Source organism: Pedobacter sp. AC190, from assembly GCF_979258025.1.
Map to the genome: position 1 here is coordinate 1 of NZ_OZ409824.1, position 23,095 is coordinate 23,095.

The window sequence follows — 23,095 nt, forward strand, 5'->3', positions numbered from 1 at the left end:
CAATAAGCCGAAAAAGGTTTTCTTTTTGCCTTTCCCATCAACTTCACCTACCGAGGCAATAGATATTTCATTGTCAATACTTGGCATAAGTGCTTCGATAAATGCATTCTTTAGCACTTCCCAAATTGCCGATCCGCTATCTACCGAAGCATCCTTAAATGTGCCCTCAATGGGAATTTTTGTTGCAACCTGTTGTTTTTTAGGATTTTTTAGAATATTACCAGCTAATCCAATAAGTGCTTCCTTTACTTTCTGAAAGAAACCATCCTTTTTATCTTCAGGCCCCACAACCTTCAGGTCCTTTATGATGGGTTTTACGTAGCCTTTGAATTTACCTTTCTCTGCTGCGAATTCACTATAAAGCCCGAAGGTTCCTTTGCTGACGTCAAATTTTCCGTATGCTTTTAAAAAACTGTTCAGCTTGACCAGGTTTGCTCCCTTTATATCTGCAGTCAGATCAAAAGTAGGTTGTTTGGCTAAAGCATCGAGTTTCATCTTTATGGTGATTGTTCCATCATACGCCTTACCATCAGCCAGCAGCGCAGAGGGCAATTTTGATTTTTCATCTTTACTATTAGTCAGATTGGAGGCGATAATGTGAAGCTCTTTGACAGAGACATCCACCTTGGGTGAAGATCCTGGATCAACATAATGAATGCTGCCCTCATGCACCTCAAACCTGTTCACCTTAAGCGGCATGAGGCTCTTAAGCACTTTTCTAAAATCATTGGTATCCTTGGCTACTTTGCCAATCTCGGTCTTATTCTTTGTAAAAACGAGTTTGGGTGAAAAAATATCAAGTTCTCCTACAAATGCACCATTTAGAAGGGCTTTCCATTCCACAGACAGATCTGTTTTTTTAATGCGGATAAACTCTGTTTGCTTTTTATTCTTACTATCTACCTTATTAATATACAATCCATCAATCTGATAGGCACCCCGGTATAAATGGATATCAATATCGCTAACATGTCCATAATATCCTTTCATTTCAGCCAAATTCTTATTCACGTATTTCAAAACGAGATACGGTAGCGCAATGCGAATCAACACCAGGATTAAAAGAATGGTGCCGGTAATGATATATCGTTTACGCAGTTTTGTGGAACTCTTTTTCATTTGACTTTTCAAATATTTCTGTTTATTCAACACGAATTATCGCCAAAAGTTCTGTAAGAACATTAATAGCGTTCAAATACAATAGAACTTGCTTAACAGGCTTGAATGCCGAATGTGTATAGCTTTAGCCAAAAAAGAAAACAAAAACCAGGAAGTTAGGGTTATGAAAATACAATAGCACAGAAAGATGAACAACAATTCGAATACAATAGCCGCACTGATCGCCGGACTTGCAGCGGGCGCCGCGCTTGGGATCCTTTTTGCTCCTGGTAAAGGTGAGCAAACTCAAGACAGGTTATCACATGCACTGGCAGATTTAAAAGACAAAATCGTGGATAACGCCATGCAGGGAATTGAAAAACTAACTGCCGCGAGCGAAGGGCTTGCAGAGAAAGTCCAGGACAAGTTTGGCGAGGTTAAAGAAGAAGTATCTGAAAAAACTACCGAGGCTTAATTTTATTATGGGAGATTTATTTAGTGAAATTTCAGGCGTTCTAGATGCGGTCCGCCTCATATCGAACAGCGGCTGGAACTTTTAAAATACCGTTCGATTATTTTCATTTCCGAACTCGCGGCCAATCTGGTAACTAATATTATCATGTCGGTCTGCATTTTACTTGCATTTCTCTTTAGCACCATAACATTGGGATTTTTCCTTTCTGATTTATTCAATAGCTATGCGCTGGGGTTTGGCAGTCTTACCAGTTTTTATCTGGTCGTAGCAATTGGCGTATTTTCAAAAAGGATATCTTTCATTGAAAAGGTGTTGATCGATATGTCCATTAGAAAACTCATGCACAAATATTTGGATAATGATCGAGAAAAATAAAAGTTTTAGAAGCCTGGAAGAGCTGGAGGATTACAATGCCGAACTTCAAAGAGAAATTTCCTTAGGGGAATCAGAAATAAAATCACTTATAAAAGGCCTGACCGCCGATCGTCCACTAGCATTTGTAAAAAAAAATCTCCAAACTGGGTTAGATAAAAAATTGGATCAGCTCAAAGATCCAAAAGGGCAACTTATTCCAGATGTTGTGGCTTCCTTGCTTCGCAAAACACTACTCAGAAAAACTGGTTTTCTCAATCGATGGCTAATATCACTGGCAGCAAAACAGGTCACTAAAAAAACACTTAGCCCTAAAACCGTGCAGCCATCCCCTGTAATAGCTATTCCAAACTTAGCTACATCGGCCTCAAAGCAGTTCGCTTACAGTATCAGAGATAACGATGGCGCGGAGTTACCTGGAAGTGAAAAACCAGCCAACAAAGAAAAGCTCAGCCTGAAAGGGATATGGAATGTACTAAAATCTTCTTTCGCTGGTTTCGGAGATCATAAGGTTACGAAAATGAGTGGTTCTCTGGCTTATTATACTGTTTTCTCCATGGGACCGCTGCTGGTGGTAATCATTGCCCTATGCGGGATTTTTATGAAAAAAGAAGCCGCGCAGGGTAAGATATTTGACCAGCTGAAAGGTTTTCTGGGTTCAGATACTGCGATGCAGCTGCAGGAGATGATTAAGAGTGCTGGCCTTGGAGACAAGGGTACCATCGCTTTTATTATTGGCCTGGGAACATTGCTTATTGGAGCCACCAGCATTTTTGCAGACATAAAGGATTCAATCAATACCATTTGGGGGATAAAGCCCAAACCTAAAAGAGGCTGGTTGAAGATGTTGCAGAATCGTTTTCTTTCTTTTTCAGTAATCATTTCACTAGGATTTCTGTTATTGGTTTCTTTAGGGGTAACAGCCGTTTTAGATGGATTTAGTGACAGGCTCCAAAGCAGGTTCCAGGATGTATCTGTAATTGTTTTCTATATCATCAATACAGCCATCACGCTAGTGGTAATTTCCTCGATTTTTGGCGTTATATTTAAAGTGCTTCCAGACGCCGAAATCAAATGGCGGGACGTGTTATCCGGGGCATTAATAACCGCTGTATTGTTCATGGCTGGTAAATTTGCCATATCAATTTATATCTCAAAAAGTGATATCGGGAGTACTTATGGGGCTGCCGGTTCACTTATCGTTCTTTTACTTTGGACCTATTATTCCTCCATCATACTGTACTTTGGCGCGGAATTCACTAAATCATATGCAATTGCTTATGGTTCAGAGATCCATCCTAACCATTACGCAGTTGCCATTAAAGAAGTCGAGGTTGAGCAGGCAAATGAATCAATTCAATCTGTGGAAAAAAGGTAAGTAATTCACTGGTTATCAGTGGAAGCAGAAAAATTATAGGTATTGATTATATAAATATGCGCACTATGAGCAACAAAGAAGTAGTCAGAAAATATCTGACGGAAGAACTTAAGGATTCTACCAGGGGAATGTTCAGCCTAGCGCAGGCTTCAAAGGATGTAGGAATGGAATTGGATGATCTGAAACTTGCGCTAAAACAACTTGTTTTGGAAAAAGTACTCTCAATTTTCGAGCGAGAAAGCAGTGACGACATATTCATCGAGCTGCAGATCTGATTAGTTACACCTGGATACCGGTACAAAGAGTATCAGCTAATAAATAAAAAAACATGACAATTGTGCTTATGCCCAAAGATGGCATCACCATCCTGACCGCCATGCCATACAATCGGTCACATATCCGTTGATTCCAGTTTCAATGGGGCAAGCAATTTTTCATGGTATAAAATTATCAAAGAGGTGACTAACCAACAACGCCAGAGCAGGGGAATACCACCAAATGTTGGGCTTCAAGAGGCAACGGAAAATAACAGCAAAAAAGAGACTAAAAAAGTCTTTAACGAAAGATAGGCCGATGAGTGAAAGCAACACAGCTATTTTCAGAAATGTGTCAGTTCCGAGGCTTAGCAGATCAACCGTAATATCGACTAAGCAGCATTCGAAAATCAACCTAATCATTCAACTAAAAAAGTATCGAGATGAAAAAGCAGGGTAAGTTGTTCAGGGTAATCATTGAAACGCCTAAGGGCAGCAGCCAGAAATTTGACTATGAACCTATGCAGGATGTTTTTCTGCTCACTAAGGTTATGCCAGCAGGACTGGTCTTTCCGTTTGACTTCGGTTATCTTCCTGGTACTTTGGGTGAGGACGGCGATCCCCTGGATGTTATGGTGGTCTCAGAATTTGGAAGTTTCACGGGTTGCGCACTGGATTGCAGAATCATCGGGGTATTCAGGGCCTCTCAAAGGGAAAAGAACGGTGAGGAGATGGAAAATGACCGAATCATAGCGGTCCCAGAGATTTCCGATATGTTTAAAGGGACCAGAACGATAGCCGATCTTGGCAAGGAACTTATAGCTGAAATGGAACATTTCTTTGTCGCCTATAATCGTCTTGCAGGGAAAGAGTTTAAGATCAAGAAAGTGGCTGGTCCCCTAGCAGCCCTTAAAAGTATAAAGGAAGGAAAGAAAAAAAACAACCAAAAGGATTTCCTCGTCCAGATATTTTTGCCCCTCACTTCTAATGCTGCATTCGCCTTGACCCTGGAAAGGTTGCAAAAAACTTTGATCGAGGAATTCGGAGGAACGAGCATCTATTCGCACAATCCTGTCAAGGGGATCTGGAAAGATGCAGGCCGAGCGGAATTTGATCAGTCGATGATTATCGAAACGATGGTTGACAATCTTGATATTCCTTTCTGGTCAGCGCTGAAATCAGCGCTTGAAAAGGAATTGAATCAGAAAGAAATCCTTGTACGCACAATGAAAGTTAGTACATTATAAAGGTCTTAAACCAGAGAAACGCCTGGCGATTGCTTTTGCATCTTCATCTTAAAGCTATTAAGGTAACTAATCAGAAGATTGGCCAATTGCGGATTCCGCTTTTGGAAAAATGGCTTTAGATATTTCGCTTTAGCATTTTTAATTTTTTTTGTTCCATCTGTTAGAATTTATCTTACTGTTTAAACCCCCTTCCGAAAAACAAAAGCGGTAAAAAACAATCTCTGTTACAAAAAATGTTAACAGGAACAAACCAACAAGAACCAAGAATGTTAAAAGCTGAAGAGAGATAATTCACATTAAGTTATGAACTGGAGCAAATTATTATTAGAAACCAATACGCAACTTTCCTGTTTAGGAATGTGTAGCCGGGCAGCAATCGTATTCCTGTTGGCTTATTTGTTAATTCGCATTTCCGGTAGACGCTCATTCGCCTTGAGAAGTCCCTTAGACAATATTATTGTGATTTTATTGGGTGCAGTACTCAGCAGAGCAGTTGTTGGAGCATCTCCTTTTTTACCAGTGCTGGCTTCAAGCACCCTGATCGTTATCATACACAGGCTCTTGGCTTGGCTCACGAGTGTTAAGCCAATTTTGGGCGAGTGGATTTCTGGCAAGAAGATCATACTTTACCAGCATGGTAAATTCCGTAACGAAAACTTAAAAAAAGGATTGATTGGAAAACCAGAAATACTGGAGCAGGTGCGACAGGTAATGCATAGCGATGACCTAGATAACATTGATTGTATATATATGGAGCGAGATGGCCGAATGAGTATTATTCTTTCCAAGAATTAAAAATAATCCGGATCTGATTAGAGATCAAAAACAGTATGTATCAATCAAAGGTACTTTAGATGCAAACATATGCCAGTTATCATTATAATGAGGCACTTTACATTACGAAAAAACGCTGCTGTTTATTTCCTATACATCTGAAGGTATTTTGTTCAAGCCAATTCTGGTCTGATGAATAAGAGTTTTTAACAGTTCCGATCGGCAGATTCAATTCCTCTGCAATCTCTTCGTTTTTATAACCTTCAAAATATCATTGGAATGGGATTCGGTAAATGGGTTTGATTGAATTCATTGCTTTTCAATTATCATCCATTGCAAACTTAGCTTCCCCATTTCTAGTGGAACTATTCAATAATTGACCACTCGTTAAATTCTCCTCTACAGTCAGGACTGCATTGCGTCTGGATAATTTGGCTGTATTTTCATTATGATTTCTATTTACAATGAGTATCCCTTATTCCGATAAAGATATTGGAATATGATAAACCTCTTTAAAATCGATGAATATAATTATGTAGTATTTACCGCGACAGGTTTGGTACAGTTTGACCTTGACCATTAGGTGATGGGATGCTTCTTTTCTCGGGAATTGTTGGATTTAGAATATTGAGAAAGCAGATCATCATAAAATAAGCCTGCCAAGTAATTAATGTATTGCTAACGAATTTGGGGCAATTAATCGGGCCAGAAGCTCCAACTTCCATCACTAATCAAGGTATTGCAAATGGCGTGGCATATCGAGTAGAGTTTAAAAAGAAGTTTAAAAAGGATTTCAAAAATTAATTTATTTTTTAGCGTTTGTTGTTGAAAAAACTGGGACAGGTAAAATATTAACTTCGATTGGCTTAATTCGAGCATCGAGGTGTATTGGCAAAACCGGTTTTTCAAAGTAAGGTTTTTAAATGGGAGATTCAGGAAGATGGTCAAGCGGGAGCGCTTTAATATTTGGATATTTTACAGAAACTACATTGCGTTTGACCATAAGAACAACTCCACGCTATAAATGCCTAGTAAACAAAACAAATATCTTATTTGATATGTCTTAAACTCGCATTGATTCATTAGATCTGGATAGATTTAAACGATTAATTGTTTGTTAAGAAGGCCACCTGAACCAGATTCAAGTGGCCTTTTTGTTTCTGTCCAGAACACTCGAATTTTGTTCAACTTATTCATTATCAACATCAAACAATCCAATTAAAGGTTTTAGACGTTATATCTGGGTATGAAAAAGGTTATTCTACTCACCCTTTTTTTGGTTTTATAATGCTTGCCAAAGCTCAACCAGGTATAGGATGCCTACGCTCTAGCGATGGCTTGCTCTATTCGGTGAAAAATGGATTCGGCTTTTATGAACTGCTAGGTCCTAAGTACCCAACATCTCCACCCGCCTGTCCTAGAGTCCAATTGGGAACTAAAACAGGGGCTAAATGCCAATTTGTGGTATTAGGTACGCAACACGATGAATATAATTATGTATTATTCACCGCATCAGGTCCAGTACAGTGTGACCTTGACCATTATATTTATGGGGTACTTTTACTCTCGGGAATTGTTGGATTTAGAATATTAAGAAATCAGATCAACATAAAGTACCACTATAAAGCAAATCGCTCCAATGATCAAAAATCTCGACCAGGTTTTCCTGCTACATCCGCCATTTTTTTCTTCCCATATTTCCGATATGGGTTAAACTAAGATTTGTGCTTAGCGATATACGCTGCAATAACTGTTCGTGAGGAGCTTCCGCTTGCTTTAGCCAGTTCTTTATATTCACCTGCCGTAAGGCCAGCCTGCTTTGCAGCATAAGCAACTTCGTTTACGTCGTTTAAATCTACCTTAGAATCATCACGACCGTCTTGTTTCGTTTTATTATCCATGTTGATAAAACAACCATAACATAATTTGGTTTTAAAGTATATTCATGATCGCTAAAAACACCCAATATGCCAGAATTACCAGACTTAGCCGTAATGGCAAGCCATCTAGATAAAAAGCTTGCCCATCATAAATTAAATGCCATTAAGCTTCATGTTGATAGAAAAAGCAATGCCACGCAAAGCGAATTAACAACTGCGTTTGCCGGTCACCAGTTAAAATCAGTTTTCAGGGAAGGTAAAGAATTGCGCTTCGAATTTGCAGGCGGGAATATGCTTGGTATTCACCTAATGTTACATGGTGAGATTAGATTGAAGAAAAAGGATGAAGAAATTAAGTTTCCGATTCTTGAGTTAGCATTTACAAACGATACCTTATTCCTAACAGACTGGCAAAAACGGGCCACCCCTACTTTAAACCCAGCGCAGTCTAAGGTACCTGATGCCTTAGACATAGATGCGGAGTGGCTGAAAGGTATTCTTGCTAAAAAGAAAACCGATGTTAAAACAGTATTGCTTGACCAGAAGATTGTCAGAGGTATAGGCAACAGCTATTCTGATGAAATTCTTTATGATGCAGGGATATCTCCCCTATCAGCTGCCAATGCTATTCCAGCTCGTGAAGTTGAAGCTTTAGCGAAATCCATTCATAAGGTATTAACCGCAGAGATAAAGAACCTTACTAACGCCAGTGACGATTTAATCATAGGCGAGAACAGGGACTTCCTAAAGATACACCTGCCTAAGACCAAAACGACAAAGAAAGGTGAAGACATATTGATCCACCAGAAAGGCTCTCGTAAAACCTACTACGTAGAGAGCCAGCGATTGTATAAATAGCTATAAATATGTTTTGAAATAAAGAACAGTTGCAGATAAAGAACTACCCAATGGTGAAACGATTTTGATCTCAGGCAGAATGGTTTTTAGACAGAGGTGCTTACTAAGTATTCCGATTGGCGTATTCAGGGAAATCCACGGCAAGCAAGTTTAATGCTGACTGTGGCATGCATTAAAAATAATCATTAATTAAAAAATTTATTTTATTCTTTTAAAACAACTGATGCTCAACTTTTTCGATCAACTCATCCATTTCAAATGGCTTATAAATGATATCATCGGCTTTACATGGTACTTTTGAAACTTCTTTAGGAGGCAAAGCTGTAACTAAAACTATTGGAATGTCTGAGTGATTTTTGATTGAATCACACAAAACCCTCCCATCATCCGTGTCGAGTTGGACGTCCATCAAAATCAAATCCGGGCGAAATGAAGCAAGTTTATCACTCAGAAGCGAACTGTCGCCAATACAATCTACCGTAAAATCATTTGACTCGAGGATTAAAGCAATAACATTTGCATTACTTTCGTTGTTTTCTACAACCAGTATCTTCGCCATATCTACTAATTTAGTAGACTAATATACCAATAAATTTATTACCGTATAAATTGGTGACAGCATTAATACAAGAAGGTTAAAAGCAGATTAGAAATCAATACCATCTTTTCTGATCTGATCTAAGATCGGCTTAACATTTGGTAAATCTTTAACATCATCAAAGGTTACTTGCTTATCCTTCTTAGATTTTGTTTGCTGGTTTTTCAGCCAACCTTCCTCCGTGTAATAGGGATGATTTAACGGAAGTGGCTCAAGCTCCCAGGCAGCCGGAGGTGGTGCGGAAAAGTCTAAACCACGCCCTATTGCCTTATCTAATGCTGTAACGTCAAACTTTGACGGATTAATTACGCTGATAAGCTTAAGTGCATTGTTTTCATAAACCACAAACTGAATCCTTTCCAGCGGGTGGTCAATATCTGGTAATGATTCCAGGAGGGTATAAAGCCAACCTTTTAAGCTAGCTTTTTCACCAATCGCCTGTGATAAATAAACATAAATATTGCCACCAAAATATTCAACCTTGGCTTGGGGTAAAGCTTCCTGAAGGTTATTGGCTAATTGTTTGCCATAAAAACTACGGCTGTTAGGCGTTGTATTTGCTGCATCCATAATCTAATTTACGTATTTACTTCAATAAATCTTCCCATTGATTCGACGATTGAATCTAAAGTCTCCCGGCCTGATACTTGCTGCCACTTATTATCCACCTTGTCTATACAACCGATGATTGTGCTGCCACTATAGAATTGATAAGGTTCACCAGACCGTAATTGCACAATTCGATAGATGCAAACCGGGAAGGGATCCTGGTCTAACTTATAATCTAACGTTACCATTATAATATCGCAGAATATTCCAGCAGCACCTTATCCTTGCCGCATACCAGGGTAATACTAAAGTCTTTATTTCTTTTAATCGTTTTGGAAATGAATTTATCGATATCAGAGGCCACCACCTCGAAGTTAACTTCCTCAGGCAATATATACTCCAGATTGCGCTCTGCACTGAACTTTGAAGGTGTTTCGGGGTGTGTTAAGAAATCTTCAAACTCGCTTATTGCATTGGAATCGATATCACTTTGTTCATCATTCAACTCACCATCCAGATGGATCGAATCTTCCCCTATGCTAAAAACATGAAAATGAGTTTGATCTGCGTGTGTCACCTTAACATTGGTTGAATGCTCAAAGACACCGTTGGTTTCAAGAATATACTTTAAAAGGCTGCTATACTCCACCAATTCGGCACCTTCCTTTAGCACATAGATCAGCTCACCATTTTCACTCCAAAACGATTCAACGGCAGCTTCGTCAAATTTCTTTTGCTTTGCTTCAAGTTCTGCGTTCAATGCCGCTACTTTACTCCTATCCATATTTTTCTTTTACTAGTTAATATCAAAATCTACGGTGTGATCATCACCCTCTTTGCTTAAAACAACACTTAGTTTAGATTCAAAGCTCACATCATCATAAACATGATCCTTAATGCAGCTTCCAAAGTCTTCTAAATCCGTATCGTTATGCGCCACTAATTCAAGTATATCATCGTTAGTAAACTGAAAGCTAATAAGATTCTCTCCATACTTGTTCATTAGTTTATCGGCCAATAGGTGTTTTGCATCGGCATCCCTCAAATACATCGAAACACCTTCCATATATTCCTTTAATTCTAGATCTTCGGTACTATAGCCCCACTCGACATCCTTATCCAGGATGAATGAGCCTTTGAAATTACCATCGATAGAGGTAAAATAAAATTCATCGTCCACATTGATATGGACTTTAACCGGTTGGGTTGTACTACAGTGGTACATTTCAAAATCTAGTGTAAACATGGGATGTGTCTTTAACCTATATAACCGTTTCTAAATCAAGATGTTTTACTTGAATTTATCTTTTGCCTTATCCTGATCGTATTGAAGTACCCGCCGAGCAAATGCTTCTCCCCTAATCCCTAATTCATTAGTTTCTAATATTAAAATTCAGATCGGTTGGATTCGAATATTTAGCATGGAATTTTTATGGGAATACCAGGTGTTACTTCGTTTATTAAAAAGCCAACAATTTGACCGCTTAGTTTCAGCAACTATAGCCATCGAGTAAAGACTTTATTATGATTATCCGTCTGAATCGTTTAATAAGTACCACTTTCAAGTTTCATAAAGCAAATATTGTAAATACTAATTATATTAGCAAATTGAATTTTTAAACACAACTTGTTTGTTTATTGATCGAAATGGATGAAAGCAGAAAAGGCTTAAAACGTGAATTTAACGACGATTAAGTACCCTGACATTTATAAAATGCGTTAAAGCCTCAGCTAAGTTATTAACATCGATGTGGATAATAGCTTTACGTATTACTAATTTATTTAGTAATTTTACGGTCTAATTCAAAGCATATGATCAGAGAACTTGAAATCCCGAAGAATAATTTAATCGACACTTTAGATAATCCCGGGCGCGTTACAGGCTTTATATCTCCTGCCGAAGATTACAAACAGCGACGGTTGCATATTGCTCAGAAAATTGTTAACGATCCAACAAATACCTTCTACTTCGAGGCGGACGATGAACAGATGAGGTACTTCGGCATAATGAAGGGTAGCATTATTATCGTTGATAAATCAATCAAAGTATCATCCGGAATGCTGATTGTTTGCTGCGTCGATGATGAATGGTTAACCCGAAAACTGCTGATCAAGGGTGAGCAAAGTTATTTATGTATTAATGACAGTATGGATGCTTGCCTGAATATCACAGGCAGGAAGATAACTGTTTTCGGAGCTGTTACCTGGACTTGTTTACCACATTCAAAGCAAACCAATGTTCGCACTGGCAGATTGTAATAATTTTTATGCAAGCTGTCACAGGCTATTTGAACCGCAATACAACGGTGTCCCCGTGATTGTGCTGAGTAATAATGATGGCTGCGTAATTGCCAGAAGTAATGAAGCAAAAGCATGCGGCATTGCTATGGGCGCACCATACTTTAAAATAAAAGAAGAAGTTAAGAACCATAACATTGCCGTATTCAGCAGCCATTACACCTTGTATGGCGATATAAGCGCCAGGGTAATGACCAATCTAGCCAGGTTCACGCCTAATGTTGAGGTGTACAGTATTGATGAGTGCTTTTTGGGACTAAATGGATTTGCCAATCTCAACGCATATGCAAAGGAGATCAGGGAAACCGTAATTTACAATACAGGTATCCCGATAAGCGTCGGCATTGCACCAACTAAAGTTCTGGCTAAAGTGGCCAACAAAACCTCTAAAAAGCATAATGGTATGATGGTACTGGAAACCGAGGAGCAGATAAGCGATGCGTTAGCGGATTATCCGGTTGAAGATTTGTGGGGAGTCGGAAGACAGTTTGCCCATAAGCTTATAAAGGGCGGAATCGAAACTGCAGCACAGTTCAGAGAATTACCTATGGACTGGGTGCAAAGCAATATGACCATCGTGGGCTTGAGAATGTGGCGGGAGCTTTGGGGAGAGAGTTGCATACCGTTAAAATCCGTTTTGGAACCCAAAAAAGGAATGTGCACCAGCAGAGCATTCGGAAAGTTAACCACAGATTATAACGAACTCAAAGAAGCAACCTCAAGCTATGCTGCAAGGTTAGCGGTGAAACTCAGGAGAGAAAAGCTTTGTACAAGTGTTTTATCCATCAGGCTTCTGACAAATAAATTTAGCCCGGAAGCATCGCAAGCTTTTCCTTCAATCACGATCCCTTTGGAACATCCTGTTAACAATACTATTGACCTGGTTAAGATCGCATTGTTCGGACTCAAGAAGATATATATGCGCGGATATCTGTTTCAGAAGGTCGAAGTAACCGCTACAGGATTACTGCCTGAATCAGAAGTGCAACTGAATTTATTTAGTGATTGGAAGGGCGTTAAACATGATAAAGTATCAACGGTACTGGATAAACTCAATCAACATTATGGCGCAGGAACATTAAGAATGGCTGGCGAAGGGATTAATCCGAGATGGTCAATGAAACGGGAATTTCTACGGCCGAGTTATACAACCAACTGGAACGATATTATAAAAGTAAAATGATATGAAAGAATTAATTGAATTAATAAAACGCTATCTTCTTAAAGAAGCAGCTATATTAAATCAGATCAAGGATAAGCCGAAGGCTAAGCATAAAAAGTAAAACACGATTAGCTTGTAGGTGTTATATCTGGATATAACATCCTGACTATGTGTGCACGTTATACCTTAACAGCAGAAGAAAAAGAAATTCTTAAAGCGCATCCGCATCAGATACAAACTGAATGGACGCCCAACTATAATTTAGCAATAACTCAAAAGGGCTTAGTGATCACTGCTGATGAACCCGATGTTATTCAGCAGATGCGCTTCGGTATTGTGCCCCATTTTGCTGAAAGCCTTAAGCTAACCCGGGATACATGGAACATCAAAAGCGAAACTGCAATGGATAGTAATTTATGGCGACCGCTGTTAACCAATCATAAAACGTGCCTGATAATAGCAGACGGATTTTATGAATGGAAAGACCTGGGTAAAGGCGACAAGCAACCATACCGTTTTACTGTTAAAGACAGGAAAATGTTTTGTTTTGCAGGCTTGTGGTCGCAATGGGTTGATCCCGAGACGAAAGAAAAGTTTAGAACATATGGCATTTTAACTACTGAAGCTAACTCCTTGGTGGCTGAAATACATACCAAGCCACGGATGCCAGTAATCCTAACAAAACAGGAGGAGGAGATCTGGTTAAGCAAAACCCTCTCTATTTCAAGCAAAATGACCGTACTCGATACTTTTCCTGCAGAACTAATGAAACGGACTAAAGTTGGTAAAAGGGTCAATGCGGTATCGACCTTAAAGAAGCCCAACAATGATCCCGATTTGTTATTGCCGCTAAATACTGATGATGATACCTAGTTATCAAGCCGTTATATTCAGGTCATTATGACAATACAAAGGATATCGATGCCTGAATCTAAAGAATTGGTGATGAAAATAACATATAACTTATTCTTTAATAGAAAATAGCATCAGGAAAGAATCGATGGTTTTCAAGCTAAACAGAAAAAAAAAGTCCCGACCCATGGCCGGGACTTATCATTTCCCAAAACAGCGATCTTTTTATTTTGCGCTATTTTTCTTTTCCGTCACTTCTTTTCTAATATCAGAAGCTAAAACCTTTAGGTCTTGCATTGCTTTACGTACACGAGTACCAGCCGCAGCATTACCACCGTCATAAAATTTAGTAGCATCTGCTTCAATTGCTGATACCAATTCTTTTACTTTTTCAAACTTTTCCATAATTGTTTCTTTTGCTAACCAAAACGGTCAGCGATTATAAAATTTAATATTTGTTTACAAAAAACGAGCCGCTAAAATACAAAAACAGCCTAAATGCCCAAGCCCTGACTGGCAGAAACTTGTTTTCCCTGTGATTTTGTTACAGCCTTATTCAAGGAATTCTCTTTAAGAAACTGCTCTCGTTTTTCTGCTCTTCCGTTGGCTGCAAACATATTGAGTTGAGAATAACGTGGCACTGCTTCAACTTGTAACTTCACTTGTTCGCCATTTTTTTCTACAGTGATAACAGGACGATCACCATTTTTCAATTGGGCTTCCAGTTTTTCTCTATCCTTTGGATTCTCGAGTTCCTTAATATTGAATTTGTCCAGAACCTCTTTTAGATTGAATCCATAAGAAGGGTCGTGATACTGATTCATGTTAAAATTCATATGCCTGTCTCTCGGCCCGTCCAGGTCAAGCTTCATCCATGCTTTGTACGGCAATCCACCCTGAGTGAGCATATCCTCGCGATATACAGCTCTTCCTTCAATCAAATTCACAGATTGCGAAGCTGTAAAGCCTTTGCCTCTTTCTACCCAGATGGTTTGCGGCAATGGTGGATTTCGGAAAGTCCTAGCAAAATCCTTGTCCACATAATTGATTTTGCCTTCTTCCATGGTGGCCAGCTTGGTTTTGTGGGCAGCATCCTTACCCACAGCCAGTTCAGCATTGCCAGTATGCTTCTTGAAGACTTCAATGGCCTCGGCCACATTTTCCCTTTTAAAGACATTGTTCTTGCCAGCGGTTTCACTCGGAGAAATGACCAGGTACTTTTGGCCAGGCTCTAAGGGCTTGGCCTCATTGAGCGCCACATCGTATTTGTTAAGATAGTAATTTTCGGACTGGCCGGATTGTTTAAAATAAAGATTTAAATCAATGTGACCTTTATGTCCATTAATCTGGTCCTTTAAAATAAACTCAGGAAGATTAGACTTCATGTTTTCTTCCATTTTTTCCTGAAGCTCTTTACTGAAGCCCAGCGCTTTCGCAAAACACCCGAGTGGTTAAAGTATTCCTGTAGGTAACTCAAGTTTGTAAGGTTTTAGACCGGTTTCTGTTTGGAACAATGGTAGCAATTTAATTGGCTACCGTGAGACGAAATCAATGTTAATATTTTTCGCAAATTAGCCGTCTTAATTTGCCAATGATCATCCCTTCAGTTGAAGCGCAAATCTAATTTCAACTTCATTTTGAGCACCATAAAAAAAGCCCATAAATTCCATTTATTACCAGGAATTTATGGGCTAAAATTATTCTTAAAATACCAGTTCTTGACTAGTCTCTTACAATGATCTTTTCCATAGTACTAAGTTAAGATTTATTTTCTAATTTAATTAGCAAGTTAGGCAAAAAACTTTCGCTAAATCCTGCGACTATCGAAAAAACAATGTAACCATACAAAGGGTTTTGATTTTTTACATTCAAGAAACCAAGTGCTAAATTTGATTTAACAATAAAAAATACTGCTAATGCACCAACAACGGAAATAAAAATCCTCTCCATTGCATAAATTATAAAAATATAACGAGGGAGTGCTCTTGCGAATGACATTTCAGGCAACCTTCTGCTTATCGATATAAATCCTCCAATTGATCCAGCTGTCGCAATGTAAATAAATTGCTGCAAGTTTTTTATGGCAAATACATTATTTATATAAATATGTATAGTTGTAGTAATTCCAATAATCACCAGAGCTAACGCGCTCACAAGATATATAATACGACTAAGAAATTGATGTCGATATTCTATGTTTACATCCTTAACGAGTTCTGCAAATTGTTTTTTCGCCTCATCAACATCACCATTCAAAGCTTGTGAAATAAGGTGCGCAACTCTTCCTTTGTACACTACAGGATCTATTGCTTTATACATGTCACGTTTGGCGTCCGCAATGCAACTTCTAATTGCATTGTATTTTTCTAATATCTTATTTAAATCTTCATCTTCTTCTGTATGAATATAGGTTCTGATTGATTCGGCAATATTTTGTGTGTTAATCTCGTAAATAAAGTATTCGTTAGCTTCAACAAATACTTTAGTTATTTCAGAATTCCCGTCATTCAATCCAACTTTAATCATTTCCATAGCCACTTTACGCTTCTCTTGGTAGATTCTTCGAGCCTCTTCCTTCTCAAAATAAATCGCCTCAGGAGAGGATTGTGGAGCTATCTGCTCTTCATTAGAGTTATTTACTTGGTCATTTTGCATAAATATAAATTTAGATTTAACAAAGATAACTTAAACTTGGACTTATTGAGGGATCTTAATTCCTGCAATACCATCCAAAAAGCAACAAGATCAAACCTTATCTTCTGAAATGAACCAATCACGTTCATAATTTGATTTATGAAATTTCCTTTGTAATTTACTCAATCAAACTCTAAATTGATGAACTCTCAAATCATAATTGCAATGCCATGCTTAAATGAAGAATCAAGCATGTTTGAAACCTGTAATTCTCTTGGTTTTGGCCTCGGAGAGTTTTGTTATAATCTTTCATCGTTTCTAATTATTGTTGATAATAATTCCACGGATTCTACTGGGAAGGTAGCTGAGAAAATTCAAAACACATCACCTCAAAATCATGTCTTTATTATTATTGAAAACGAAAAAGGGTTTGTTAATGCAAGAAAAAGCGGAAATGAACATGCGATTTCCATTTGCAGTGAAAACGGTACAGACATCAACAACGTTGTAATTTTACAGGTAGATGCAGACACCATTTATCCACGTAACTATGTAGAGTCAATGAAAGCAGCAGTTGAAAACTATGGGAAAAATTTCATGGTTGAAGCTAATGGTTCATGAAAATCCACATTGTAATCCTCAACCTCCTGTAGATCGATTACCAGAAGACACAGATGAAATTAGAGCCTTTAAAATTGATTATAAAGCCCGAATGAGTACAATTGAGCAAAATATTTATCATCAGATGAATAGAAGGGATCAGTTATCTTATTTAATAAACGCCAAAACTCTTGAAGTCACTTCCCAAAAATTATTCGCCTCTAATGCCCAGCACAATAGCAAATCTGATGCTTTCAGACATGCATATTTTAGTGTACTAAATGCTATTAGTTTAGGAAAAGACCTGGCTAAGCTATTGGGAGATGCACATGAAAATTATCTTGGAAATCCAGAGTCTGAAAAATCAATGGATTTATTCAATAATGACATTGGTAGAAACATGTTTGAAGGATATATTCCTACTGACAACCCTTCTGGTTATTTTAGCGGAAAAGTCTTAGACGGCCTAAATGCTGGTAAATTAGTATATTTAGTCAATGGTGTTCTAACTCCAACAAGTAGATAAAATGAAAAATCAAAAGAAAATTATTATTGTTTTATCCATATTATTTTGTCACTGTACGTCTAAGCATAATGTTATAAAGATTATTAATCTACAAGATCATATAATAAAGTATGTTAATACATTAGCTGATAGCAGAAAAGGGAATGACAGTTTAAATCTTGTAGAACTCATCCCATTTAAGGAGTGGGATAAGTTGGTTATTCTTAAGACCTATTCAAGCAATGAATCGCTCGATAAACTTAACCTTAGTAACCTACATGATCTTGATTCAGTAATCAGTTTAAATATTTCATGGGAGGATCGCTCTATTATCTTATATCTAAAAAATGCAGATATTGCTGGATATAGTGTAATTAAACGTGCGCCTATAGATTTTCTAACATTAGACAAAGATCAGAAAACGGATCAATCATTACCAATTTCTAAAGATCAGCTTAGAAACATTTCAATAAAAAGATCAACTTATGACAAATACCAAGTTTTTATGAAATGAAAACTTTAAACAATCCACCATTAAGTAATTTGTCTGCAGATTTCGCGTAGGCGATCAGATATTTATGAAGTTTTAAGTCAATGTTTCTTAACAAAATTGAATAGCAGATCGGATTCATTGATAGAAAAATAAAAGAATGCAGTAAAATTTCCTGGACTGACTAATTGGCCTATTACCCACTTTTGGTGATGAAATTGATTTGAATATGATTTTCTTGAAAAACTAGCACATTAAATATCATATACAAATATAAGATCGGACATTTTAAGTCGATTTTAGAGCATTGTAAGAGTTTTTAAAGAGTGAAACTATATGGGTGTGCCGCTTCAGACAAAGAGCATAATTTAAAACTACAAGAAATTAACCGACGAAAACATTTCAAAAGGGTATCTTAGCATAATAAATGATCACTTGGTGCATGATTAAGTAGCCACTTTACAAAGAATCCCCTGGTGAGAGTTAACGATGTGAATAAATGTTTATCTTCAGCAAGATACTGATCCATAAGTAAAACTAGAGTTTTCCAATTTCGTGCATATTATAAGCCGTCCTATTGATTATTATAGTTCGATTTTCACCAACATAAACATCAAAAATCGCTTGAAGAAAGTAGCAGATAAATCAGACGTTACTACGTAACCGAGTTACATCATTTAACCACCGTTGGTGATAACATTGTTAATGGAGTTTAGAAAAAATGAACCTAAAAAAATTTCACCTAATAAAAGACCCATTTTAGTAGTAGATGATTTGCATAAAAGATTTGGCACAAAATCGTATGAAAAATTAAAGAAAAAAGATCAGGAATTCCCCTCAGAAGAAAAGATTTTACTAACTTTAATAGCAAATGTAATTACTGAAATTGTTTTAAGGGAGGAAATATGAATGCAATAGGCTACATGAGATTGAGCAGTAAGGATCAATCAAAATCACTGGAATATCAGGAGTCTTCAATAAAAGAATACTGTAGACGGAACAGCTTAAACATCATTGGGCTGTTTAAAGACAACGGGGAATCGAGCTATACATTCGACAGGCCTGATTATCGTGCCTTGGAACAATATTTGAAAAACTATAAAGGCCAGTGTAATTATATTATTGTCCTTGACCATGACAGATTCAGCAGGAATCTTCCTGAAGCGCTTATGAAGATTGGTGAGCTAGAAACCAAATATGGTGTAAAGGTTTTATCAACAAATGAAAGAATTGATTTGGATACCTCAGACCCAGATGTATTTATTAAACGTGCTTTCGAATACATGATGGCAAACAAAGAGCTGTTTAATATCCGAAAACGCACCAAACAGGGCATAAGAAATGCAAAGGAAAGTGGCCGCTACCTAGGGAGAGCGCCATATGGGTTTAGGAATATCGTTGATGGAACCAAAAAGAACCTGATAGGAATCCATAAAGGTGAGGCATTAATCGTCGAGCGCATATTTAAGGAATTTATAATGGGTATTCCACAATATATCATTTATAAAAATGCGAAGGCCTTGGGCTTTACCAGAACGAGTAAATCAGCTATCCAGGAAATACTTATGAACTGCGTTTATGCGGGACTGATCAAAGTACCGGCCTATTCTGACCTACCAGAGAAGTTTGTAAAATCCATTCACTTACCGATAATTTCAGAGGCTGAATATTGGCTGGTTCAGAATATGCTGAACAGTACAAAAAGAAGAACACGCGTCCAACCTGCAGAAGATTTTCCTTTAAGAGGAATATTAAAATGCTGGTGTGGAAAAAGCATGACAGCTGGATATACCAAAGGCCGAAACAACTACTACCTGTACTACCGTTGCACGGAGCATACCAATTATAATCTTGCCGGCAATAAACTGCATGGTGCACTTGAAGGTGTTTTGAAAGCGCTCAGTTTTTCTGTCCATCAGGTAAAATTCATAAAAGAAACCGCAAAGGCTTTGCTGGTCGAGCCGCAGAAATTAAAGAAAGAGCAACACCAAAATAAAATTAGAAAACTTCATGAGCTAAATGAAAAGATTTTCAAGCTTGAAGAGCGGCTGATGAATAACGAAATAGAAAGTTCAACTTATCAGACTTGGTTTCAAAAGTTCAAGGAAGAAAAAGCATTGTTAGAATATTCATTGAACAAAGATCAACCTTCAAAGATTAGAAATGAAGATGACTTAATAGAGAGAGTTTTACCGAATTTGACTAACCTCTACGAGATATATCAAAAAGGCAACATTACCCAGAAGCATACACTGATGAGGGGGGTGTTCAAAGATAATCTGGTATGGGGTGACGATATGTTTAGAACCGCTTTCATAGACCCAACGTTCAATGATAACATACTGAAGGTCAAGCAAAAAGGGTTGCTTTTTAACGAGCAACCCTTCAAGTTTTCGGGCCTGAGCCCGGTTAGTACCCAGTGCCGGAGTCGAACCGGCACGGTTTCCCACAGGTGTTTGAGACCAGCGCGTCTACCAATTCCGCCAACTGGGCATTAATGTGCGGGGCTGCAAATGTATATAACGAAAGCCTAAATCGCAAAATTATTTTAAAATAGATGTTAATCTACTGTAATTCAACTACAATGCTCGTTCATCTTTTAATTTCCGATCTACAACGAAAGGCATAAACGGTAATAAAGAAGCTAAGAAAATCAAAACAGCCTTACCAAACTTCCATTTTTGCTCTTGCCAGGCTAACACCAAAAGTGCAGCATAAAGCACAAATAATAAACCATGTGCCCAGCCTGTATATTTTACTGCCAGAGGCATATCTGCATAATATTTTAACGGCATGGCTACAAATAGCAACAGCAAGTAAGAAATGCCTTCTAAAACGGCAACTTTTCTAAAAATGGAAAGTGAACTCATGTATCTGATTGTTTGTTCGAAAGTAAGGCAAACAAGCTGACTAACAAAAACAAAAAAATGATTTTACAATCAGCTGTTATTGAAACTTCAATAGCGCTTTAATGTACATGCCCGCAATCGTAACACGTAAACTAATTAATTTATTTACATTGCTTAGCTCATTGCATATCGATCGGATGTCCATCCGTAGCTGAGCCCAGTCCTAGGGCATGATGATTGCATTTTAAGGCATATATTATGCATACATAGTTTTCAACTGCAAATCATCTATATTTTAGGAAGTTTCTCCCTAATTCGGTTAATATATTTTTGACGGTAAAAAATATCCTTTATTGAAACCAGCATTATTTCAGATTCTAATGGATTTTGATCAAACTGATTTATTAATTGATTTAATTCATGCTCCAGGTCTTTCTCAATTGAATCAACATTGTTTCGTACCTCCTTTAATTTCTCCGCATCAGGCTCAAATTCCAGATCCATTAAGGCTTCATTTACATCCATCATATCCATTAAAAAAGACTGAGGTAATTGATAGCCTTCATCGGTTTCAACAATGCCTTTTAATTCCAAAACATATTTTAAACTCTTTTTAGGATTGCTTAAAACCTGATAGGCCTTGTTATTCAAGGTAGATAAATCTAAAACTTCCTGTTGCTTCTCTTCGCTTTCGTTGGCATAAAAATCGGGGTGAAACTGTTTACTAAAAGCGTAGAATTTTGCTTTCACCGCATTTAAATCAGGATTAAACTGAATCGGTAATTCGTAAAACTCAAAATAATTAGGTTGTTTTTTTTGCTCACTCATGGGGTATAAATTAAAAAACCGCAGCCATTAAGAATTCGAGATTCTAATAGCTGCGGCAATTATATAAAATTGGTTTTACTTACCGAATATTTTTAAAATATCATTACCAAAAGCAAACACCATTAAACTAATCAATATCACAAAACCAGCAATTTGGGCTTTTTCCAAAACTTTTTCGCTTACAGGTTTGCGCTGTACCATTTCAATTAAAAGAAATACCACATGACCACCATCTAAGCCTGGAATTGGCAATAAATTCATAAAAGCCAATGCCATAGAGATTAAACCAGTTAAGGTCCAGAATTTAACCCAATCAAATGTACCACCATAAACTTTTGCAATACCAATCGGGCTGCTAATGTTACGTGCACTAACTTTGCCCGTTATCATTTTGCCAATGCCTTTGGCATTATCCATAAACGTACTCCAGGCCATGTTCGCGCCAATAGGTAGTGCAGCAAACAAACTATAGTTAATGGTTTTGCGTTTAATTTCATTAAAGTGACCGTAGAAACCAATTGCTCCTGCAGTATCAACTGCAACGTTTAATTCCAATGGTTGCCCGTTTCTGTCAATCGAAACGGCTACAGTTTTACCTTTTTTCTTCAACACCAGCGGTTTCACTTCATCCTGATAAGTAACAGGAACACCATCAACAGCGGTAATTCTATCGCCAACCTTCATTCCAGCTTTTACTGCGCCATAGCCACTCATAAGGCTGTCAACAATGCTTTTTAAGCGTGGTTCAGCAAACAAGCTTTTCCCATCAGCTACTTTATTCAGGAAATCATCTGGAACTTGAATTTCGATTGTTTTATCGCCACGAATAACCGTAAGCATGGTATTTCCCATTAAAACTTTCGAACTTTTTAATTCTTCGAAACGGATTACCTTATTTCCGTTTATTGCTAAAATTTTATCGCCATTTTTTAAGCCGATATCGGAAGCGACTTTACCTACCTGAATACCGTTTACAACTGCACTATTGGGCGTAAAAGTTTCTCCGTATTTAAATGTAAGCATCCAAAAAATAATGATACCCACAATAACATTAACGATAATCCCTCCGAGCATTACAATTAAACGCTGCCATGCTGGTTTAGAGCGGAACTCCCAAGGTTGAGCTGGTTGAGCCATTTGCTCGGTGTCCATACTCTCATCGATCATTCCCGCAATCTTAACATAACCACCTAGCGGCAACCATCCCACCCCATATTCTACATCTCCTTTTTTGAAACTAAAAAGTTTAAAACCCCATGCATCAAAAAACAAATAAAACTTTTCTACCTTGATACCAAATGCCCTGGCTGCCAGAAAATGCCCTAATTCGTGTAATATTACCAATATAGACAATCCGAGCAGCAGTTGCCCCGCCATAATCAATCCATTCATAT

At 37.7% G+C, this 23,095-nt stretch carries 26 protein-coding genes, 1 tRNA gene and 1 pseudogene; 14 read left to right on the forward strand and 14 right to left on the reverse strand.

Features of this window, described 5'->3' with window-relative positions; all coding sequences use genetic code 11:
• Positions 1-1,131: DUF748 domain-containing protein (locus ACZZZI_RS00005; RefSeq protein WP_463488250.1), on the reverse strand; the 1,131-nt coding region annotated here is incomplete at its 3' end.
• A gap of 175 nt (positions 1,132-1,306) precedes the next feature.
• Between ACZZZI_RS00005 and ACZZZI_RS00010 the strand changes: the two genes are divergently transcribed.
• The 5 genes from ACZZZI_RS00010 (at position 1,307) to ACZZZI_RS00030 (ending at position 5,619) form a co-directional block, all read left to right on the forward strand.
• A complete protein-coding gene (locus ACZZZI_RS00010; protein ID WP_463488251.1) occupies positions 1,307-1,573 on the forward strand; it encodes a YtxH domain-containing protein in 267 nt (88 codons plus the stop codon).
• A gap of 358 nt (positions 1,574-1,931) precedes the next feature.
• Positions 1,932-3,323 (forward strand): YihY/virulence factor BrkB family protein, encoded by a 1,392-nt coding sequence (locus ACZZZI_RS00015; RefSeq protein WP_463488252.1) that lies wholly within the window; start codon positions 1,932-1,934, stop codon positions 3,321-3,323.
• A gap of 65 nt (positions 3,324-3,388) precedes the next feature.
• Positions 3,389-3,598, forward strand: a complete 210-nt coding sequence (locus ACZZZI_RS00020; protein ID WP_463488253.1) for a hypothetical protein — start codon at positions 3,389-3,391, stop codon at positions 3,596-3,598.
• Positions 3,599-4,020: 422 nt separating this feature from the next.
• Entirely contained in the window at positions 4,021-4,824 is an 804-nt protein-coding gene (locus ACZZZI_RS00025; RefSeq protein ID WP_463488254.1) for an inorganic diphosphatase, read from the forward strand.
• A gap of 303 nt (positions 4,825-5,127) precedes the next feature.
• Complete coding sequence (locus ACZZZI_RS00030; protein ID WP_463488255.1) at positions 5,128-5,619, forward strand: DUF421 domain-containing protein; 492 nt, start codon at positions 5,128-5,130, stop codon at positions 5,617-5,619.
• Between the two features lie 97 nt (positions 5,620-5,716).
• Here the strand turns inward: ACZZZI_RS00030 and ACZZZI_RS00035 are convergent, their stop codons facing one another.
• Together ACZZZI_RS00035 and ACZZZI_RS00040 are read right to left on the reverse strand one after the other, a co-directional pair.
• Entirely contained in the window at positions 5,717-5,842 is a 126-nt protein-coding gene (locus ACZZZI_RS00035; RefSeq protein WP_463491750.1) for a hypothetical protein, read from the reverse strand.
• Positions 5,843-7,313: 1,471 nt separating this feature from the next.
• On the reverse strand, positions 7,314-7,499 hold the full coding sequence (locus tag ACZZZI_RS00040) for a DUF3606 domain-containing protein (RefSeq protein ID WP_463488256.1): 186 nt from the start codon (positions 7,497-7,499) through the stop codon (positions 7,314-7,316).
• A 66-nt stretch (positions 7,500-7,565) separates the two neighbouring features.
• Between ACZZZI_RS00040 and ACZZZI_RS00045 the strand changes: the two genes are divergently transcribed.
• Positions 7,566-8,336, forward strand: a complete 771-nt coding sequence (locus ACZZZI_RS00045) for a DNA-formamidopyrimidine glycosylase family protein (protein ID WP_463488257.1) — start codon at positions 7,566-7,568, stop codon at positions 8,334-8,336.
• 211 nt (positions 8,337-8,547) lie between these two features.
• Here the strand turns inward: ACZZZI_RS00045 and ACZZZI_RS00050 are convergent, their stop codons facing one another.
• From ACZZZI_RS00050 to ACZZZI_RS00065, 4 genes are all read right to left on the reverse strand, one after another.
• Positions 8,548-8,895 (reverse strand): response regulator transcription factor, encoded by a 348-nt coding sequence (locus ACZZZI_RS00050; protein WP_463488258.1) that lies wholly within the window; start codon positions 8,893-8,895, stop codon positions 8,548-8,550.
• 87 nt (positions 8,896-8,982) lie between these two features.
• On the reverse strand, positions 8,983-9,504 hold the full coding sequence (locus tag ACZZZI_RS00055; protein WP_463488259.1) for a hypothetical protein: 522 nt from the start codon (positions 9,502-9,504) through the stop codon (positions 8,983-8,985).
• Positions 9,505-9,730: 226 nt separating this feature from the next.
• On the reverse strand, positions 9,731-10,267 hold the full coding sequence (locus tag ACZZZI_RS00060; RefSeq protein WP_463488260.1) for a hypothetical protein: 537 nt from the start codon (positions 10,265-10,267) through the stop codon (positions 9,731-9,733).
• A 12-nt stretch (positions 10,268-10,279) separates the two neighbouring features.
• Positions 10,280-10,729 carry a hypothetical protein gene (locus tag ACZZZI_RS00065; protein WP_463488261.1) on the reverse strand — a complete coding sequence of 150 codons (450 nt, stop codon included), beginning with the start codon at positions 10,727-10,729 and terminating at the stop codon, positions 10,280-10,282.
• Positions 10,730-11,295: 566 nt separating this feature from the next.
• On the opposite strand from ACZZZI_RS00065, the gene ACZZZI_RS00070 reads away from it, so the two are divergent.
• From ACZZZI_RS00070 to ACZZZI_RS00080, 3 genes are all read left to right on the forward strand, one after another.
• Positions 11,296-11,742 (forward strand): LexA family protein, encoded by a 447-nt coding sequence (locus ACZZZI_RS00070; RefSeq protein WP_463488262.1) that lies wholly within the window; start codon positions 11,296-11,298, stop codon positions 11,740-11,742.
• Complete coding sequence (locus ACZZZI_RS00075) at positions 11,720-12,964, forward strand: Y-family DNA polymerase (RefSeq protein ID WP_463488263.1); 1,245 nt, start codon at positions 11,720-11,722, stop codon at positions 12,962-12,964. The genes ACZZZI_RS00070 and ACZZZI_RS00075 overlap by 23 nt, the downstream gene beginning before the upstream one ends.
• 147 nt (positions 12,965-13,111) lie before the next feature.
• Positions 13,112-13,816, forward strand: a complete 705-nt coding sequence (locus ACZZZI_RS00080; protein ID WP_463488264.1) for an SOS response-associated peptidase — start codon at positions 13,112-13,114, stop codon at positions 13,814-13,816.
• 204 nt (positions 13,817-14,020) lie between these two features.
• Here the strand turns inward: ACZZZI_RS00080 and ACZZZI_RS00085 are convergent, their stop codons facing one another.
• The 3 genes from ACZZZI_RS00085 to ACZZZI_RS00095 all read right to left on the reverse strand — a co-directional run bounded on the left by ACZZZI_RS00085 (position 14,021) and on the right by ACZZZI_RS00095 (position 16,450).
• A complete protein-coding gene (locus ACZZZI_RS00085; protein ID WP_463488265.1) occupies positions 14,021-14,200 on the reverse strand; it encodes a histone H1 in 180 nt (59 codons plus the stop codon).
• Between the two features lie 89 nt (positions 14,201-14,289).
• On the reverse strand, positions 14,290-15,192 hold the full coding sequence (locus ACZZZI_RS00090; RefSeq protein WP_463488266.1) for a hypothetical protein: 903 nt from the start codon (positions 15,190-15,192) through the stop codon (positions 14,290-14,292).
• A gap of 361 nt (positions 15,193-15,553) precedes the next feature.
• Positions 15,554-16,450 (reverse strand): hypothetical protein, encoded by an 897-nt coding sequence (locus tag ACZZZI_RS00095; RefSeq protein ID WP_463488267.1) that lies wholly within the window; start codon positions 16,448-16,450, stop codon positions 15,554-15,556.
• Positions 16,451-16,630: 180 nt separating this feature from the next.
• On the opposite strand from ACZZZI_RS00095, the gene ACZZZI_RS00100 reads away from it, so the two are divergent.
• The 5 genes and pseudogenes from ACZZZI_RS00100 to ACZZZI_RS00120 all read left to right on the forward strand — a co-directional run.
• On the forward strand, positions 16,631-17,050 hold the full coding sequence (locus ACZZZI_RS00100; protein WP_463488268.1) for a glycosyltransferase family 2 protein: 420 nt from the start codon (positions 16,631-16,633) through the stop codon (positions 17,048-17,050).
• Entirely contained in the window at positions 17,013-17,555 is a 543-nt protein-coding gene (locus ACZZZI_RS00105) for a DUF6973 domain-containing protein (RefSeq protein WP_463488269.1), read from the forward strand. The genes ACZZZI_RS00100 and ACZZZI_RS00105 overlap by 38 nt, the downstream gene beginning before the upstream one ends.
• A gap of 1 nt (position 17,556) precedes the next feature.
• Positions 17,557-18,048 (forward strand): hypothetical protein, encoded by a 492-nt coding sequence (locus ACZZZI_RS00110; protein WP_463488270.1) that lies wholly within the window; start codon positions 17,557-17,559, stop codon positions 18,046-18,048.
• Positions 18,049-18,729: 681 nt separating this feature from the next.
• On the forward strand, positions 18,730-18,933 hold the full coding sequence (locus tag ACZZZI_RS00115) for a hypothetical protein (protein WP_463488271.1): 204 nt from the start codon (positions 18,730-18,732) through the stop codon (positions 18,931-18,933).
• Positions 18,934-18,947: 14 nt separating this feature from the next.
• Positions 18,948-19,706, forward strand: a pseudogene (locus tag ACZZZI_RS00120) (recombinase family protein); the annotation flags it as partial.
• 731 nt (positions 19,707-20,437) lie between these two features.
• Here the strand turns inward: ACZZZI_RS00120 and ACZZZI_RS00125 are convergent.
• From ACZZZI_RS00125 to rseP, 4 genes are all read right to left on the reverse strand, one after another.
• Positions 20,438-20,517: transfer RNA gene (locus ACZZZI_RS00125), tRNA-Leu, on the reverse strand.
• Positions 20,518-20,603: 86 nt separating this feature from the next.
• Positions 20,604-20,894: a DUF3817 domain-containing protein gene (locus ACZZZI_RS00130; protein WP_344766182.1), complete on the reverse strand. Its 291-nt coding sequence runs from the start codon at positions 20,892-20,894 to the stop codon at positions 20,604-20,606.
• A 267-nt stretch (positions 20,895-21,161) separates the two neighbouring features.
• Complete coding sequence (locus ACZZZI_RS00135; protein ID WP_424057377.1) at positions 21,162-21,701, reverse strand: iron-sulfur cluster co-chaperone HscB C-terminal domain-containing protein; 540 nt, start codon at positions 21,699-21,701, stop codon at positions 21,162-21,164.
• Positions 21,702-21,776: 75 nt separating this feature from the next.
• Positions 21,777-23,093 carry an RIP metalloprotease RseP gene (gene rseP / locus ACZZZI_RS00140; RefSeq protein WP_316763709.1) on the reverse strand — a complete coding sequence of 439 codons (1,317 nt, stop codon included), beginning with the start codon at positions 23,091-23,093 and terminating at the stop codon, positions 21,777-21,779.
• Positions 23,094-23,095: the final 2 nt, after the last annotated feature.